Source organism: Lentibacillus salinarum (assembly GCF_042679865.1).
Classification (GTDB): domain Bacteria; phylum Bacillota; class Bacilli; order Bacillales; family Amphibacillaceae; genus Lentibacillus; species Lentibacillus salinarum.
This window is the reverse complement of the sequence record NZ_JBHTNH010000058.1, coordinates 1-17,181: the sequence shown is the minus strand read 5'-3', so window position 1 is coordinate 17,181 and position 17,181 is coordinate 1. Positions and strand designations below refer to the sequence as shown.

The window sequence follows — 17,181 nt, the reverse complement described above, 5'->3', positions numbered from 1 at the left end:
TCTGTTTTCAGCTAGCTCAAAAAAACACTCAAAACGCTTTTCGCTGGTAAATGATCGTGGTAATCCCCCAGGAGACAGCATAGAATGCCAGGGTAACAGCTGCCGCTCCCGTATATAAAACCGGGGTGGATAAACTGTAAATAAAATCGATAATGGCTGGTAAGTGCTCCCCTAAAAACATAACAATAGGATGCCCAATGCCTGCTAAAAGGATAAAACTTATGAGAACAACGTGCATAATATAGCCTGACTTAAATATATAAAACAGCGGAAACGTGAACGCAGCAAACAGCAGAAATAAGCCACTGCCAATCGCCATATCAGTCATCGTAAAAGGTTTATTCGAAATAAATAATGCCAGACTTGTCACCCCAACGGCTAAAACCATATAAAGAAAAGCACCAAGATAGCGTGATACGATAATTTCTTTACGTGTGTAAGGTAACGAATTTAACAAAATATTCGTCTCTGCTTTTTGATCATAAGCAAAAGCATTAAAGGGAATAAAAATACTGGCAACCAAAAAAATGAAAGCTGGATGTTTGTCTGTAATGATAAATAATGCAACAAAAGGAATAAAGGTTAAAAGTAGTCTTTTCTGCAATATGACATCACGTCTGATTAAATTAAACACGGTGTCTATCCCCTTTCAAGTAATACATGATATCTTCCAGCGACGCTTGTTCAATGACAACTGAATCGCCGAAAATATTGTTCACTTCTTCGATATTATCCGTTAATGCTTCAAAACCTGTTGCTGCACGATGAACATGAACAAACGCCTTTTCTGTGTCGCTATCCAGAAGGTCCAATCCGCCTTTAACGAGCGCATAGTTTTCAGCGACGTCGTGAATGGATTGATTAAATACTAATTCCCCGCTTTGTATAAAAGCTATGTAATCGGCGATACGATCTAAATCTGTCGTAATATGCGTGGAGAAGAAAATGGTACGATGACCATCAATCATTATTTCCTGCAGGAGATCCATCAGTTCCCGCCTAAAAATAGGATCTAAACCTGATGTTGGCTCATCCATAATGATCAGCTCTGCATGATGGGACAGGGCTATCGCCAATGATGCTTTCATTTGCATCCCTTTAGAGAACGTTTTTATCGCTTTATTAAGCGGTAATTCGAATTGCTCAACATATTGATAAAACAATGCATCATCCCAGCGTTTGTAGGCTGGTCCAACAATGCGCTTTATATCGTTTAAGTTCAGCCCTTCAAAAAATACATTGCCATCGTATACAAACCCAATGCGCTCCTTGATCGCCTTCTCATGCGTCGTATAGTCCAATCCGAACAGTTTAACCTCCCCAGAGTCCGGCTTTAATAGATTCATCATCATTTTTATTGTTGTCGACTTACCAGCACCATTTGCGCCAATGAATCCCGTTACAAAGCCTTTCTTCACGTGTAAATCAATATTTTTAACAGAAAAACCTTTGAAGTTTTTCGTTACATTTTTTAATTCAACCACATTTTCCATCCATGTCACTCCTCATATAAAATCGTCAATAGTTGCTGCAGCTCATCACGTGATAACCCAATTTCTCTGCTATTCGTTATGACCGCACTCAACTGCTCCTCAATGACCTTCAGCTTCTTCTCTCTCATGAGCTCTAAATTTTGCTCTGCGACAAAAGACCCTTTTCCGACAATGGAATAGATAAAGCCTGCCTTCTCCAATTCCTCATAGGCACGTTTCGTCGTAATCACACTAATTTGTAAATCCTTTGCGAGTATACGCATGGAAGGTAAAGACGCGCCCTCCTGTAGTTCACCTGCTAATATAGACGATTTAATTTGATCCGTAATTTGTTCATAAATCGGCTCCTTTGAACTGTTGGAAATAATGATTTGCATGCCAATCCCTCATCTTTATTTTTTTGCACTTTAGGAAAGTATAGATTTTAGCCTAGAAGTAGACTCGGCGTAGCTAAAATTTTAACGTCCAACGTATAAGAAAAACGAACACATTCGCTAAAGGCCTAACGAGTGCGATTTTTACCAAAAAACATACTTGACATCATGTCCTGCACCGCTTGAATCAATATAGCAATCGCATGAATTGTCATGGCCATATTAAAAAATGGATAGGAATAAGGGGTAATCCATTCAGTAAAGAGCTTTGCGTCCAAAATCGATCTTCCTATCCTGGCGAATAAGTGGTCACTATCGTTGATGTTTGGTTCCAGGAAAGTACCATCAACGGCGATAAAGAGCAATTGAACAATTAAAAATATACCAATCGTGATCATCCAGTGCTTTGCTAAATTAATATGATGTGTTTTTTCTGTACCTGACAAGTGAGCCTTCTCCTTTCACCTTCCATGCATGTTATCAAATACGCTTAGTCAAGCCATTTGCTGCGATTGGGACCATTCTATATGTCATTCCCCACACTTTTATATAATGTATATATACTATATGCACATTATATACACATGTAAATGCACGTTCAACCATTTTATTTAACACGAAGGAAATTTTACATACACCATCCTTAAAACAATCGAACAGAGGCGCGATACAATCTATAAATACATATATAGCAACTTAAATTTGAGTCAGATGACAATTTAAATTAGGCCACTTACTTTGGAAAATTAGCACCCTCTGCATTTTTAAATAAACAAATAGAAAGCATGTTTTGACAAAAGATTTATCAAAACATGCTCTTACTAGATTAAAAAATCAATTTCATAATTGCTCTTTTTAAAAATATAAAGACCTGTAGAAATGCTTAGTCGAATAATCATTCAGTATATTTTTAACCCTAGTAACCAATAGCATTTGGCCTAAGACGGCATAAAATAAAGGATCTTGAACGGAAGCATTTTTTCAATATGGGTTTTAAATTTTTCTTTTGCATTGTAAAGCGCTTTTAAGAAAATGCAACGTTAGGTACGCCGATGGGAGCAATCTGCGAGCTGTGCTGTAAGAAAGGTAACAAAAACAATCACATATTTTTTTGTTTGCAAACCGCTTTTCGTGTTATAATAAACATAGAGACAAGAAAAAAGCATAAACTAATAAAAGACCGAAGATACGGTAATATCTCCGGTCAGCAATGAATCGCTCCCCTTCAAGAGGGGTCAGCGCGAGTAAGGAATAGACCTCACTAGACTGGTAAATTAAGGGAGTTCTATTTTTTCTGGTCTGTAATCGTTACAACGAGTGTTGCGAAAGCGATCATTAGAACCAGTGTCTTTAGAAAAACTTGGCTTTCACAAAGGTTTGTAGTGAAAGTCTTAGTTTTTCTTATAAGGTCAACCATAACTTTTAATTATTGACGTTGCAAAAACAGACATGGGCAACACCCCCCTTCCGTTATAGTGTATCGTATGACACTACAACCGACAGGAATGCGCCGACCTCCCTTGAGGAAAACGCGATTATTGCATATTTCCATTATATCACTGCCTAAGAAGTTTAAATAATTTTTTTAACCTTCCTTTATTCATCTGTGCTGATTCTTGGCCATTATATGCAGCGTATTCTTTATTAAAGAAACGCGCTCGATTCCTGAACAGTCATTTCTAATATTAGCTGGTATGCTGTATAGTCAGATCAAGGCGCATAAGTTAACGTGTCCATTTACTGAGCAATGATTTAAACGATTTTTTGTTAAATTAATGACCAGTTCGAAAAGGTTCGAAAAGTTCCTCAATTAATTACAGTATAAATTATAGCAATATGTTATAATAAAACACAATAGACTGGCTTCGCATGAGGGGTTTGGTAGCACTGTCGATCTGCCGTTAGTCTTCGTTGGAGACTTCCCAGGGAGGGAGGTGCTTGCCAATGGACATTGTTAGTGCGTTAACGCTGATGATATCCTCCTGAGATGTTGGTGGCGTTTATTATGTCTGACAAAAACCATAAAAAATAACCCCTCATATGCGTTGGTGTAGCGCCGAGGGATTATTTTTACCTTGTGCTGCCTAGCCCCTCTTGATGGGGTTCGGTCTATTGGCCGCTCCATGTAACAGCATGGGCGGTCTTTATTATTTTATGAACTTTCTACATATATTATACCACGATTGATATGAATGTACACAATTAATTTCCATTTTGTAATTAAGGTAATTTCTTTATTCTATAAATGCGCTTTGATTGTGGAAGCGTTGCCCGCGGAAAGCGACTGCCCGGAGCGGAAATCAACTTACCGCAGTGCGTCGTAGTTTAAAGTCAAAAACGAAGCAACAAAAATATGACGTTTCATCTTTAACTCCCCTTGTATTCTGCTTACAACTAACCGCTAGGCTACTGTCACTTTATAATTACTGAAATATGTAAATGTAACAATTAAAAATGCAGAGAAAGACGCGATCTTATTTATTCGTGAATCGGCACCCGTTTCAGGAAGATAGCTATTTATGAATGATTGCTTCCTTCTTACTATAAATTTCATAAGCAAAATAACCAAATAATAAACCTATTCCAGCACCCAAACCAATTGTAGATAGTAAGGAGATTGGGAAAAACATGCTAAGAAGTACAGCAACAGCACAACCAATCATCATTCCGAGTGGTATTAAACTATCTAATAAATTTTGAGCGCCTTTTGATTTTTTCTTACCCAGGGTGCCTTTCTTATATTTATGTTTCATTCTAAAAACTACAAATACTGTAATCCCACCCACTATTACAACAGGTAGTGAAATACGCGCAATTTCCAAAGCTAAGCTCATATTAGAATCTCCTCCTTTCATTTTTTAATTGATTCAACTTCAACATTTTATGCCGCAATATAACCCGTTTATTGCCTAAAAAACCTAAACATATATGAATGCCTTATTTGTTATGAAGATACTGCCAAACTGATACATCTTTTTTAAACAGAATCGACTCTGTCACAGCACTTAGATAAGCGCCCCCACTATCTCGGCCACGCTCTCTTCCTTGTGAATGGCACCAACGCCTTGCCCGGCCCACAGTGACTGTAAATCCGGTATGTCATATTTTTTCGCGGCGGAGCGAATGGGTTTGGTCATTTGATTTTGCACTGGAAATGGCTTAGGGGCGATTTCACTCGCTTCCACTTCTACCACAAACCGGTTACGGACAGCACGGGCAGGCCGGCCGGAGAAAACGTTCGTCACAACCGTGTCCATCGTATGTGCTTTCATTAGCGCCTGGCGATAGGCCATATTGGTACCGGCTTCTTGTGCAACTAAAAAGCGGGTGCCCAGCTGAACAGCCGCTGCTCCCATACCCAGCAAAGCATCCACCTGGCTTTTACCATAAATACCGCCGGCCGCGATGACCGGCAGGCTAACGCGATCCAATAATTCCTGCACCAACACATGCAAGCCAATCTGACAACCATTGGGGTACTTTTCCACATCAAACGTTCCGCGGTGACCACCCGCTTCCATACCCTGTGCAACAACCGCATCATACCCGGCCACCTCCAGTTGTTTGGCTTCCTCCAGATTCGTAGCCATCCCGATAAGCGTGACATCATGCTGCTTCAACCGTTCGATTAAGACAGCCGGTAACACCCCAAATGCTGTACTCACAACCGGGATATTTTCGTCGATGATCACCTCAATTTTTTCCTGTAAATAATCGTGGACGTTGATCGAAGCTTCTCCTGCGTCTATTTCCAATTCATCCCGGTAATGATTCAGGAATTGCTGCATCGGTGCGATGTCATCGGAAAATGTTTGCAAATCAACGGCAAACACATTCACGGCAAATGGTTTATCAGTAATCTGCCTGATTGCCTGAATATCCGCCTTTAAGGCAGCATCACGCATGTACCCTGCCCCAATCGTGCCAAGCGCTCCCGCTTCGGATACGGCTGCCACCATATCAGGGGTTGTAATCCCGCCCGCCATGCCGGCTTGAATGATCGGCACATCGATTCCGAGCTTTCTCATAAGTTCATTCATCATTACATTCCTCCCATTTTGACGCCAAGCGTACCACACATTCGGACGCCGCCCCATTATGTCTATCAGGCTGCCATATGGCAAAAAGAGCTATCCTGCAGAACACCTGCAAAATAGCTCTTATCACACTAGGCACTTCCATCGGCCGCTTCCATCTGCGCGTCGTCGTGCCGGTTCTTCTTCCACCATTGGAAAACCACAATCACCGCAAATAATCCGACACCGACCAGATCCGTCCATAATGAATGATTAAGCAGCACAACAGCAGCCGCCACCGCCAGGATACGTTCAATCCAGCCAAATTTAGTGAACAAATAGCTTTGGATGAACGTTGACCAGGCAATGATGCCGATAAAGGCTGTCGCGATGCTTAACGTGATTTGCAGCCATGTGGCGGTGTCATCCTGCAAAATCAGCATCGGATTGAGCACAAAGGCAAACGGCAGGAGCAGTGCCCCCATATCAAATTTGAACCCTTGAACGCCGGTTTTCACCGGATCAGCCTTGGCAATCCCTGATGTCGCATAGGCCGGCAGATTAATCGGCGGTGTATCATCAGCCAAAATGCCATAATAGAATACGAACAGATGGGCCGCCAGCACCGGGATATCCAGCTGTACCAGTGCTGGCGCCATCACAGCAGCCAACACAATATAAGTCGCTGTTGTCGGCAGCCCCAGCCCCATGACAATACATGCGGCCATGGTGAACAGCAGAACGAGGAAGATTTGCTCGTTCGCCAAATCAAGGATCAAACCGGAAAAGATCGGGCCCAATCCGGTCATCGTCACCACACCGGTGAGAATGCCAGCAGCCGCACAGGCCGCCACCACACTCAACGCGTTTTTGGCCCCGAGTTCCAGTGCGGAGAAAAATTCCCGCCAACCGAATTTGATCTGCTTTTCGCCACCGCCAGCCTTTTTGCCCATTGCATACCAGATGAGCGCAAACAGCAGGCTGCCGATTGCCACATAGGTGACATATTCGTTCAAGCCGAACAATAAATGTGCGGCATAAGCGGCACCGGTGAACAGCAATGACACGAGAAAGCCGGCACCGAAGCTTTTTTGCATGCGGTAGGAAAACAATGCGATCGTAATCGTCCCGACAATGGCCATGAATGAGGCCAGAATCGGTGTCAGCCTGAGAACAAGCAGAACGATAATCGCCACAATCGGCAGCAGCAAATAACCGCGGCCGGCAAAAATCCTCAGGGGTGACACCAGATCTTTTCGCGGGATCCCTACCAGGTTGTGCTTACTCGCTTCCAAATGAACCATGAACAAAATGGCTGTATAACTCAGCAATGCCGGAATCGCGGCTGATTTGACGATATCCAAATACGGGATACCGGTAAAGTCAGCCATGATAAAAGCAGCAGCCCCCATAACAGGCGGAAGCAGCTGCCCGCTGGATGATGCGGCCACTTCAATACCGCCAGCGACTTTTGGCCTGAAGCCGGTTTGTTTCATCAGCGGAATGGTGAACGTACCAGTCGTCACCGCATTCGCCACCGAACTCCCTGAGATTGACCCCATCATCCCGGACGAGATGACAGATGCCTTGGCAGGCCCGCCTTTAAAGGAACCGACGAGCGACATAGCCAGATCGATAAACATTTTCCCCGCTCCGGTCACTTCCAAAAAAGCCCCAAACAATATAAAAATAAAGACATATTGCGCCGAAACGGTAAGTGGTGTACCAAAAATCCCTTCATTGGACAAATACATAAACTCGGCAATTTCGCGCCACGTAAAGCCAAAGTGATTCAGCACATCGGGTAGTACCGACCGGGCGCCAAGAAAGTCAGGCAGATACATATCACCAAGCCACGCGTACAGCATGAAGATCGTCGCTAATATAACGAGTGGTTTACCGACAACGCGCCGTGTTGCTTCCAGAACAAGCAGCAAGGCAATGAAGGACATCGTGGTGTCCAGCATATTCGGATTACCGACTTTGCCGACCAGCACATCGGAAATCATCATAATATAAATACCTGTTGATGCCCCGAGACCAGCTAGTACCATATCATACCAGGGGATTTTCGTTTGCCCGAGGTTCTTTTTATACGGAAAGATTAAAAATATGAGGGTTAAAGCAAACGCCAAATGAATCGCATTCTGCTGCATGCGCGGAAGCATATCAATACCAGCTGTATATAAATGAAACAGTGAAAACGCAACAGCCACGACTAGAACAGCCGCTGCCATCCAGCCAAACAGCGTCCGGTCACTGCCTTCCAGCTCGTCTAGCTGTTCATTCATTTCCTCTTGACTGACCGTTGCATCTAAATTCGTATTGGCCATAAAGACCCTCCTTTCCTATCCAGTCAAGGATAATTGATGCCATAAATACATTAGAACAGTTTCTTTTTCAATGAACAGCCTAAAGGTTCTGCCTTCAAATGGCTCACGTGATATTTCCCACGTTTCATCATCAATCGTGAGCTGCTGTTCGGCTATGCTGACCGGATGAAACAGCACATCATCGAACGCTTTATCGATGTCATCGATCACATAATAACCGTCCTCCAGCCGATCTGTCGCACCTGGAGGCGGCTGTGTTTCAATACCGGCTCCGAAATTGCAGTTCCAGCTTTCCATCAGAACCATCACATAATCAGCACTCACCACATATTTTTCAATGATCGGACATTTTTCCACGGAATGGATGTACCGGGATGAAAAATGCGTATCGGCATTTATCCGCTTGGCTATCAGGACGTCCCCGTTGTCTGCCTTGGCAAACATGACGTGTACAGGTGACAGCAGCAAATAAATGCCGATAAGCAGCATGATCACAAGCAATAACCAAGCAAGCCTGCGCTTAGGCAGGCTGTGCCGTTTGTGTGGCCTTGTTTCCATCACTCAGCGGAAACGCCTTCCTCATCATAATACTTTTCCGCACCTGGATGAAGGTCAATGGACATGCCATCCCTCGCCCCTTCCAGCGTGATATCCGATCCGCGGTCATGGGCAGCTTCCATTTCCTCGCGGTTTTCGAACATGGCTTTGGTCATGTTATAAACCGTGTCTTCCGGCAGTTCGCTGTCCACGACGAGAATAGCCATCACGGCCACTGTATTGATATCTTCTTCCTGGCCGTAATCCGCGTACGTATCAGCAGAAATCGTGCGCTCAGTATAATACGAGTATTCAGATGTCAGGTCATTAATCACGTCATCGGAAAGTGACAGCACGTTAACATCTTTGTTCGCACCCAATTCCTGGATAGCACTCGTTGGTGCGCCGGCGGTAATGAATGCCGCGTCAATTGTGCCATTCTGCAATCCCTGGGAGGCATCACCGAATCCCATATATTCCGGCGTGATATCATCATAAGTAATCCCGGCCGCTTCCAGAATCTGTTTAGCATTCGCTTCCGCACCACTGCCCTGGTCACCGACGGCCACATTTTTGCCGTTCAGATCATCCAGTGATTCAATGTCGCTATCTGCAGTTGTGACCACCTGAATATCTTCAGGGTAAAGTGATGTCATACCAGCCATATTATCCACTGTATTACCTTCAAAGTCTTCAAGCGTTTCACCGTTGACAGCATAGTAAGCAATATCATTCTGGATTAAGACGGCGTCATATTTCCCTTCAGCCAATTCCTGGGCATTGGTGACCGATGCCCCCGTTGAGACGGCCCTGGACTGGGAAACACCTTCCGCATCAGCAAAAATCTGTTCCGTCATGGCTACCCCCAACGGATAGTACGTCCCACTTGTTCCCCCGGTGCCAAGCGTTACACGCACTTCTTCACTTGATGCGTCATCACCGCCGCCATTGTCACTGCCGCTGTCATCGTCGGACCCTTCATCTTGCGCACTGCCGCAGCCCGCAAGTGCCAGCAGCATGACAATCAGTAGAATACCCACAAGTTTCAGATTCTTCATGAAAATTCCCCCTTTATATATTTATAAAGCTATTCTTAATTTAAACCGTTTTCATAGGGTGTGTCAAGTTTTAAAAGACTACGAGAATCTTAGTTTTCCCGCTGTACCATCCCAAACTGTAAGTATGACAGGACGTCTAAATTTATTTTTCAACCTTTCTTGACAATATTATGAAAATTCCGTACTATAAAGTTGCCAGCAAATCATGATGTCGTTAAATCGTTGTGCGCTGGCGCCCTATATCGAAACAAGGAGGAATCCGCGTGAAAGTTAAAGTTGCTGTATTCGGTCAGGAAAATAGCGTCAACCGGATTGCCCGCTATACGGAAAGTCTGGAAGATGTTGACATATTCCCATTTATCTATAAGCAAGCGGAAGAAACACCAGCATTGATCCAAAAGGCCATTATGTGTGATATTTATTTATTTATCGGGGCACTACCCTATTTGTATGCCAAACCAGTTATTGATAAAAAGCGGCTTCCTGCCGTTCAGGTGGATTATGATCCGTACATGATTCTGACGGCTCTATATCATGTAAAAAATCGTTACGGCAACGCGTTGGAGCGCCTCTCCATCGATATACCGGATACAGCACATGTGGCCGATGTGCTTTATGATACCGGTTTGGACGATCATGCCATTCATACACACGGCTATGGAGACGATCCCCACACTGCCATCGGCCAAATCGCCCGCTGGCACGAAGCCATGTGGCGTGGTGGCTGGATTGATCATGCCCTAACCTCAATTCCGGAAGTGGCAGCGTTTCTCAATGAAAAGCGCATACCGGCCAGCTGTATGGCGATTCCGAAACTGAACCTGATGCGGGCAGTGGACAAGGCCAAATCGATCGCCGCTGTCAACCGGTCACAAAGCGCGCAAATCGTCGCCGGACACGTCCGGATCAAACATTTCGAAACGATGCAGGCAGAAAAAGGCGGCCAGCATACACAGGCCCTGCACCAGACATTGCACCACGTGCTGTTGAATTACGCCCGGAAAACCCATGCCTCTGTTGTAGCCACCAGTGACGACCAATTTGTTTTATTTGGAACACGCGGGATGCTGGATCATATTACCAGCCATTATCGCGACTTTCCTTTGCTGAAAAACATCGAAAGTGAGCTGGCGACACCGGTTGATATCGGCTTCGGTCTTGGCCTGACAGCAAAACAGGCTGAAGACAACGCCAAACTGGCCCTCGGAACCTGTGCTAATAATGAGGATGGAACGTGCTATATCGCCAATGAGCGCCGTGACCTGATTGGACCGCTCGGCGTCAAAAAGGAATTCAATCCGTCCACACTCTACCGTTCCTTAATACATAAGGCCAAGTTAAACAATGAATTATCCTATAATTTCATTGATTTTATCGAAGTGCGGAACAATGAACCTTTTTCCTCCAATGATATCGCCAACTATTACGGTGTCACCAAGCGCAGTGCCGAGCGCACCATCAAAAAGCTGATGGCCGGCGATGTGATAAAAGCAATTGGCGAAGAAAAACCGTATGTGAAAGGACGCCCGCGGAAACTGTTCAAGCTGAACCAGTGAACGACCCGGCGAGTGAATGTCGCAGATCAAGTATGGGGAGAAGCGTATAACTATCTTACAGATTTCAGCAGCAACTGAATCGCTGTCAATAACGCTCAGTCATGAATCTGAGCGTTTTAAAGCGTTATCATTTAATCGGCGGTTGCTTCTTTGCAATAAACATTTTATCTCTTATGTTTAAATACCATCAATTCACACAACTTCAACTTCTTCTGTTATTAGACACGATTGTATAAAATGAAAAGCTTGATTCCTCGTTCAAAAAGGAGGGGAATTAGGCTTTATTACGTATTGTACAGTGCAAAATAGTGTCCAAAAAAGGTGCTGAATGACATTGAAAATGACAGCCCAGTTTGAAGAAGACAAAAAATTGCTCATTAATTACAGTATAAATGATTGTAATATGTTATAATGAACATAATAGACTGGCTTAGCATGAGGGGTTTGGTAGCATTGTCGATCTGCCGTTAGTCTTCGTTGGGAGGCTTCTCGGGGAGGGAGGTGCTTGCCAATGGACATTGTTAGTGCACTGACGCTGATGATATCCCCCTGAGATGTTGGTGGCGTTTATTATTCTGACAAAAACCATAAAAAATAACCCCTCGTATGCGTTTGAGTGGCGCTAGGGGATTACTTTTGCTTAGCTGCCTAGCCCCTCTTGATGGGGTTCGGTCTATTATGGCCGCTTCATGTTATAGCATGGGCAGTCTTTATTAGTGTATGCACTTATAATCTTTCTATGTTCATTATACCACGGAATCAATATTTGTACACATTTTTATTTCCTTATTCCTCAACATTATTTTTAAACCGGCATACAACGCAATTTGTTTTTGTAGATCTTAACCATCACGTATAAAAAAGCCTTCTTATTCGATCAACGCGCCCGTTTGAAGAAGATGCGGGCCGATAATTTTGGATTGTTACGTCGCCTTGTTTTTAAATACAACAACGATTATATCACACACACTATTACGGGTACGTCGTACAATTTTATAAAATTTGTTAGTTTTTACTTTTCCTTATCAGGATCCATATACAAGCTACTATTCCGCCTATCCAAAAAATATATCCGCCACCCAAAGAAAAATATTGAAAAGGACCAACAATTACGCCCTGGTATGTAAAAATTAACAAAAACATACCTACGAACAAATAAAGATGACTTAGAATAAGCATTAGAATTTTATTCAATTGATACTTCCTTTCCTTTAAAACATTGGCGTGTTGTTCAATATAAATAAACCATTTATGCGATATTGGCGCTATTTTTATTAGGGAAAAGCGACCGATTGCGGTATAAAGCGTGTATACGTTGTCTACCCTAATTTCTGATGTTACCTTAAATTCGCCCTCTGTTAAATCTTTTGATTCAATCACTACTGAATACGCAAGATCCTTTAATTTTGAAGTATAAAAATCTGCTTGTGCACCAAGAACTGCCGCAGTTCTTATTCTTATTCCGGATTTGCGCCCGATTGATGAAGCCACTATTAATGCCGAGTAAGAGCAAATCTCATATAATCACTAGCCTCTTCTGTCCGCTTGTACGCCATCCCTATCTTTTCAGCAACTCTAATTGATCCTTTATTCATTTTATGAATATCAGCAATTACTTCTTTTAATTTAAGGCTTTCAACAGCATATTGTAAGATCACTCTTGCTGTTTCTGTAGCATAGCCCTTACCCCAATATTTTGGTCGTAACCTCCATCCAATTTCTATGTCTGGCCCAACCGCATCAAGAGGAATTAGCAACACCCATCCTACAAATTTTTTATGGTCCTCTTTCGTCTCTATTGTCCAGTACCCCATCCCTTCCGGATATTCAGCCTCAAATCTTTGTTTAACAAATGACCGATGCTTTTTTTCATTAGCTGACGTTCCACTTACAATCTTTTGTAGCTCTGGAATATAATCCACAACCTCTGGTTCACGATCCATTTCAATACATTTCTCAAAATCTTCAAGCGTTCGTTCACGTAGAATTAATCTATCTGTTTCAAAAGTACTCAGCATTGGAAACCACCCTCATTTACATGATTACGTATAAGAAACTCTATTAGTTTTCTATTTATCTCTTCAGATCCCTTACCAATCCATATCAGATGTCCCCATGTATCAAGTACGCATAACTCAGCGTCTGAGACGAAACCTATATACATTTTATGAGTCAGTCTAAAGATATTTCACTATCTAATTAAATATTTCCTATTGGACTCCTGCAAATCCCTAATGGAACACCCTTATGATTAATGGTTTTTTTCAGATTCACAGTAGCATTTCCCTGGTAAACTTGTTCCATCATATTTTCTATTGTTGCTCTTTCTTGTTTACTTAAAAATAATTTCCATATTACTAATGAGTTCTTCATCCTGTTCTAAACCGTTTATTATTTCCATTTTCTCTCGGAGGTTAAAACTATGCTGTTCTCCAGTAGTACCAGAAACAAGAACAGATTTTATCCCTTGTTTATACAGATCTCTTATATGGCTTATTGTCCCTTGAATATTTAAGGATTCATCTTCAAAAAAAGCTGTAGATACGGCAATATGGACTTTTTCTGTTAGCATTTTGTCCCCCCCTTTCCCTGTTTATCCACTTAAACTAAACTGCCCTTTAATTGGGGTACATTTCATCACAATGCCAATCAGATTTCAGCATAAATATCCCACCGTCTTCTTCAACAATCTGACCCTTATATGCGATATTGGCGCGATTTTTATTAGATAATCGCGCCATTTTCTTGAATAAACAATCTCCCACTAGTTAATAGTGTTGAAGGCTTTCACGATTCGTTGTCAAGGCTTAAATGTCTCTTTACATAACGAATGGGCATACACCCTTCGTGATGATCAGTACACCTTTTCCCGAATGGCTTCCACTTCCTCAATAATCGATTGAACATTGAGGTTTGGTGTCTTTTCATCCGAAAGCTGGTACTTTTCTTTCAAGTGTGTGATGCGTTCAACGCTTTCATTAATCCTTGCTTCGCTTATTTCCCCATTGTCAACAGCAGCTTTTAATTTATCAAATACAATTGGAATCAAATCTGGATTATGTCCAACAAGCAATAAATCTCCGCCTGCTTTCACTGCCCGGACGGCTGCCTCAGCGACATTATATTGATTTGTAATGGCGCCCATCGTCAAGTCGTCGGTAATTACGACACCATTAAAATCAAAATCCTCCCGCAAAATGCCCGTGATTACCTTTTTTGACATGGAGGCAGGATAATTTTCATCGATTTTTGGTAGCAGAATATGTGCAACCATGCTGACATCAGCACCCTTCGAAATGGCTTTCCTGAAAGGCGTAAATTCCAATTTAGACAGTCCCCCGTAGCTTTTATCGACCTTAGGCAGTTTTAAATGGGAATCCTTGCTGGTATCCCCATGCCCGGGAAAATGCTTCATGACTGAAATAACCCCTTCACTTTGGATTCCTTTCATCGTCTGGATACCCAACTGTGATACGATTTTCGGATTGTTGCCAAACGAACGATCGCCGATAACAGGATTATCCGGATTACTGTTAACATCAAGGACAGGCGCAAAATCCAAATTGAAACCGAGTGTTTTCATCTGCTCACCGAGGATGGAACCAGCTTGAAAGGCCACATCTGGATCATTCATCTTCCCAATCGAACGACTTGACGGCAAACTTTTTATCTCATCGGGCATTCGTGTCACACTGCCACCTTCTTCATCGACCCCCAGTAATAATGGGTAAGGATTGTCAGCATTCGCGGTTTTCATCTCATTTAAAAAGTTGACGGTTTGCGTCTTGCTTGTAATGTTATCGCCATATAAAATGACACCTCCCACATGATACTTTTGAATGATACTTCTTGTCTCAGCCGTCATTTTTGTTCCATTGACCCCGCTAAAAATCATTTGCCCGATTTTTTCATTAAGGCTCATATTGTCTGTATCACTTGAATACATGCCTTTATTGCCTCTGCTTATTTCCTTCGATAATGAAATATGATCCACGTCAGGGTTATCAGCATCACCGGAACGCTTCGGGAACACCCATTTCAAGACATAATCATTGGAAAGTTCATAAACAAGAATGATTTGATTGTGACCATCATCCTGGTAGTAATGCGTATCATCAGGTTTTTCATATGATTTAATTGTATCCAGATCGAATGATGTGAATTGATCCTGCGACGAACGCATATCGGACACAATATTGTCTGTAGTGCCGACATCGATGTCATGTGATGTATAGTTTAAAAAAAGGCCAACATCCGTATCAGCCTTCTCATCCGGTTCTCCCCAAGCTTCTTGCACATCATCGGCAGTCGTTTCACCAACAACGATATTATTGTCCATGACTTTTCCTTGTTTGGCCAAGTCGAATATGCTGTCCAAAGATGGTTCAAGCTTCAGGGTCTCTTTATTTTCATTATCAGGTAGTGTTTTCTTTGGTTGTTGGTCTGATTGTTTAACATTTGTATCATCACCCGATGAACTGATGAAAATGAAAACCGCCCCAAGAGCGATGATAACAATGATGATTATAATAGCGATGCGCCTGATCATAGTAATTCCTCCGCGAATAGTCATTCCATAGTTCAGTAACAGTGTTATTTCCCATTTACATCTCCAACTCTCCAAAAAGGATAATGATATTTTAACATGTAAGATCCACCTAAAAACTCTTCCAATAATTCAAGAAAGGGAGCAATGCTTATTCCATTCTTGCGCGCGTTTGTGGCATAACCTAATAATTAATGGAGTTTAAACCATCTGTAATAATCATATACAAATAAAAGGAACCCCTTTAGGATTCCCCTCAACTCTTTCTATTCATTTAAAGCTGTAATAAGTCTATAGTAAATCCAGCTTGCATTAACAAATCTAACCCAAGCAATCCGTTAATATCCTCATATCCAAAATCATTAAAATCGACTTCGATGTTTTCAATCGTACAATCACTGATTTGGATACTGTCTACATTTTTTCTAAATGCATACTCTTTTCCACCAATTCCATAATAAGTGACAATTTTATCATGTAAATCAACCTGCATACCAATATCATCTACTGCATTTTGAGAAATAAGTGTCCGAGCAGCCCCTGTATCCACCACCAAATTTTCGATCACTTTATTTTTCCCATTATATCTCAGCGTCATATCCACTAGTAGCAATCCATGTTTGTATTTTATTTTCATGTTAGTAGAATCTCCTCAACCCTACATCTTGCCGGACTTCAAGTACAATATTTTCATGGGAAGTGTGATAAACTAAATCTTCATCTTTTGATTTTAAAAGTTCTTTTGTTGCTGATTCGTCGGGTACAGGTCTTATAACAGCCATATCTTCAATGATTTCTCGATAGTTTTTAATATGAGACGATAGTACTTTCAGTTTAACAAATTGATCCGGGTACATAATTCTAACTTCTGACCATTTCAATTTTACCGCCCCTTTCATTCAACATTATTATATCGCTAGTTTGAAGAAGCCTCCCATTCACTTTTATATGATTTTTCATCAAAAACCATCCTTGAAATTTTAGCAATTGCCATTGTCAAATTTTACCAGAATAAGATCTTATTCCAAAAATGCGTCCGATGATTGAATAGTGTTATGTTACGGAAGAATGATTCGTACTAGAGATATTTATTTATCATGTCCAATTTGAAGAAGAACAAATATCTCCTCAGAAATGACAGTCTCATCTTTGACACTAAAAACCGCCATAAGCGCTGCAAAATCAACGTTATTGGCGGTTTTAAATTGCTCAAAAACAGCGTACTATTTTCCTTTTTTGGTTTGTTTTAAAATTTTTTTCATGTTTTT

The 17,181-nt window shown here is 42.0% G+C and carries 16 protein-coding genes; 1 reads left to right on the top strand and 15 read right to left on the bottom strand.

Annotated elements, in window-relative coordinates:
* Positions 1 to 28 precede the first annotated feature (28 nt).
* The 9 genes from ACFQ4A_RS17635 to ACFQ4A_RS17595 form a co-directional block, all read right to left on the bottom strand.
* Positions 29 to 634, bottom strand: coding sequence for an ABC-2 transporter permease (locus tag ACFQ4A_RS17635; protein WP_382402705.1), 606 nt, complete (start codon positions 632 to 634; stop codon positions 29 to 31).
* Complete coding sequence (locus ACFQ4A_RS17630; RefSeq protein WP_382402704.1) at positions 627 to 1,493, bottom strand: ABC transporter ATP-binding protein; 867 nt, start codon at positions 1,491 to 1,493, stop codon at positions 627 to 629. Before ACFQ4A_RS17630 ends, ACFQ4A_RS17635 begins: the two co-directional genes overlap by 8 nt.
* Before the next feature lie 5 nt (positions 1,494 to 1,498).
* Entirely contained in the window at positions 1,499 to 1,870 is a 372-nt protein-coding gene (locus ACFQ4A_RS17625; RefSeq protein WP_382402703.1) for a GntR family transcriptional regulator, read from the bottom strand.
* A gap of 125 nt (positions 1,871 to 1,995) precedes the next feature.
* Entirely contained in the window at positions 1,996 to 2,313 is a 318-nt protein-coding gene (locus ACFQ4A_RS17620) for a YfzA family protein (protein WP_382402702.1), read from the bottom strand.
* A gap of 2,067 nt (positions 2,314 to 4,380) precedes the next feature.
* Positions 4,381 to 4,701: a hypothetical protein gene (locus tag ACFQ4A_RS17615; RefSeq protein WP_382402701.1), complete on the bottom strand. Its 321-nt coding sequence runs from the start codon at positions 4,699 to 4,701 to the stop codon at positions 4,381 to 4,383.
* 171 nt (positions 4,702 to 4,872) lie between these two features.
* Entirely contained in the window at positions 4,873 to 5,907 is a 1,035-nt protein-coding gene (locus ACFQ4A_RS17610) for an NAD(P)H-dependent flavin oxidoreductase (protein WP_382402700.1), read from the bottom strand.
* Positions 5,908 to 6,035: 128 nt separating this feature from the next.
* Complete coding sequence (locus tag ACFQ4A_RS17605) at positions 6,036 to 8,216, bottom strand: TRAP transporter permease (protein WP_382402699.1); 2,181 nt, start codon at positions 8,214 to 8,216, stop codon at positions 6,036 to 6,038.
* Positions 8,217 to 8,231: 15 nt separating this feature from the next.
* The gene (locus ACFQ4A_RS17600) at positions 8,232 to 8,774 is read right to left on the bottom strand and encodes a DUF1850 domain-containing protein (protein WP_382402740.1); all 543 of its coding nucleotides are present in this window, start codon (positions 8,772 to 8,774) and stop codon (positions 8,232 to 8,234) included.
* The gene (locus ACFQ4A_RS17595) at positions 8,774 to 9,811 is read right to left on the bottom strand and encodes a TAXI family TRAP transporter solute-binding subunit (protein WP_382402698.1); all 1,038 of its coding nucleotides are present in this window, start codon (positions 9,809 to 9,811) and stop codon (positions 8,774 to 8,776) included. The genes ACFQ4A_RS17600 and ACFQ4A_RS17595 overlap by 1 nt, the downstream gene beginning before the upstream one ends.
* Positions 9,812 to 10,074: 263 nt before the next feature.
* Between ACFQ4A_RS17595 and ACFQ4A_RS17590 the strand changes: the two genes are divergently transcribed.
* Positions 10,075 to 11,367: a hypothetical protein gene (locus ACFQ4A_RS17590; RefSeq protein WP_382402697.1), complete on the top strand. Its 1,293-nt coding sequence runs from the start codon at positions 10,075 to 10,077 to the stop codon at positions 11,365 to 11,367.
* A gap of 1,005 nt (positions 11,368 to 12,372) precedes the next feature.
* Here the strand turns inward: ACFQ4A_RS17590 and ACFQ4A_RS17585 are convergent.
* From ACFQ4A_RS17585 to ACFQ4A_RS17560, 6 genes are all read right to left on the bottom strand, one after another.
* A complete protein-coding gene (locus ACFQ4A_RS17585) occupies positions 12,373 to 12,858 on the bottom strand; it encodes a hypothetical protein (protein WP_382402696.1) in 486 nt (161 codons plus the stop codon).
* Between the two features lie 2 nt (positions 12,859 to 12,860).
* Positions 12,861 to 13,385 (bottom strand): GNAT family N-acetyltransferase, encoded by a 525-nt coding sequence (locus ACFQ4A_RS17580; protein WP_382402695.1) that lies wholly within the window; start codon positions 13,383 to 13,385, stop codon positions 12,861 to 12,863.
* Between the two features lie 314 nt (positions 13,386 to 13,699).
* Positions 13,700 to 13,939 (bottom strand): dihydrodipicolinate synthase family protein, encoded by a 240-nt coding sequence (locus ACFQ4A_RS17575; RefSeq protein WP_382402694.1) that lies wholly within the window; start codon positions 13,937 to 13,939, stop codon positions 13,700 to 13,702.
* Between the two features lie 282 nt (positions 13,940 to 14,221).
* Positions 14,222 to 15,916: a beta-N-acetylhexosaminidase gene (gene nagZ, locus ACFQ4A_RS17570; RefSeq protein WP_382402693.1), complete on the bottom strand. Its 1,695-nt coding sequence runs from the start codon at positions 15,914 to 15,916 to the stop codon at positions 14,222 to 14,224.
* Between the two features lie 271 nt (positions 15,917 to 16,187).
* The gene (locus ACFQ4A_RS17565) at positions 16,188 to 16,550 is read right to left on the bottom strand and encodes a retropepsin-like aspartic protease (protein WP_382402692.1); all 363 of its coding nucleotides are present in this window, start codon (positions 16,548 to 16,550) and stop codon (positions 16,188 to 16,190) included.
* Position 16,551: 1 nt separating this feature from the next.
* Positions 16,552 to 16,794 carry a hypothetical protein gene (locus tag ACFQ4A_RS17560; RefSeq protein WP_382402691.1) on the bottom strand — a complete coding sequence of 81 codons (243 nt, stop codon included), beginning with the start codon at positions 16,792 to 16,794 and terminating at the stop codon, positions 16,552 to 16,554.
* Positions 16,795 to 17,181: the final 387 nt, after the last annotated feature.

Bases quoted from the DNA above. Each gene is read 5' to 3' on its own strand.
- ACFQ4A_RS17630 (WP_382402704.1), bottom strand. From the start codon at position 1,493: ATGGAAAATGTGGTTGAATTAAAAAATGTAACGAAAAACTTCAAAGGT.
- ACFQ4A_RS17605 (WP_382402699.1), bottom strand. From the start codon at position 8,216: ATGGCCAATACGAATTTAGATGCAACGGTCAGTCAAGAGGAAATGAAT.
- ACFQ4A_RS17595 (WP_382402698.1), bottom strand. From the start codon at position 9,811: ATGAAGAATCTGAAACTTGTGGGTATTCTACTGATTGTCATGCTGCTG.
- ACFQ4A_RS17565 (WP_382402692.1), bottom strand. From the start codon at position 16,550: ATGAAAATAAAATACAAACATGGATTGCTACTAGTGGATATGACGCTG.
- nagZ (WP_382402693.1), bottom strand. From the start codon at position 15,916: ATGATCAGGCGCATCGCTATTATAATCATCATTGTTATCATCGCTCTT.
- ACFQ4A_RS17580 (WP_382402695.1), bottom strand. From the start codon at position 13,385: ATGCTGAGTACTTTTGAAACAGATAGATTAATTCTACGTGAACGAACG.
- ACFQ4A_RS17625 (WP_382402703.1), bottom strand. From the start codon at position 1,870: ATGCAAATCATTATTTCCAACAGTTCAAAGGAGCCGATTTATGAACAA.
- ACFQ4A_RS17600 (WP_382402740.1), bottom strand. From the start codon at position 8,774: ATGGAAACAAGGCCACACAAACGGCACAGCCTGCCTAAGCGCAGGCTT.
- ACFQ4A_RS17575 (WP_382402694.1), bottom strand. From the start codon at position 13,939: ATGCTAACAGAAAAAGTCCATATTGCCGTATCTACAGCTTTTTTTGAA.
- ACFQ4A_RS17610 (WP_382402700.1), bottom strand. From the start codon at position 5,907: ATGAATGAACTTATGAGAAAGCTCGGAATCGATGTGCCGATCATTCAA.
- ACFQ4A_RS17615 (WP_382402701.1), bottom strand. From the start codon at position 4,701: ATGAGCTTAGCTTTGGAAATTGCGCGTATTTCACTACCTGTTGTAATA.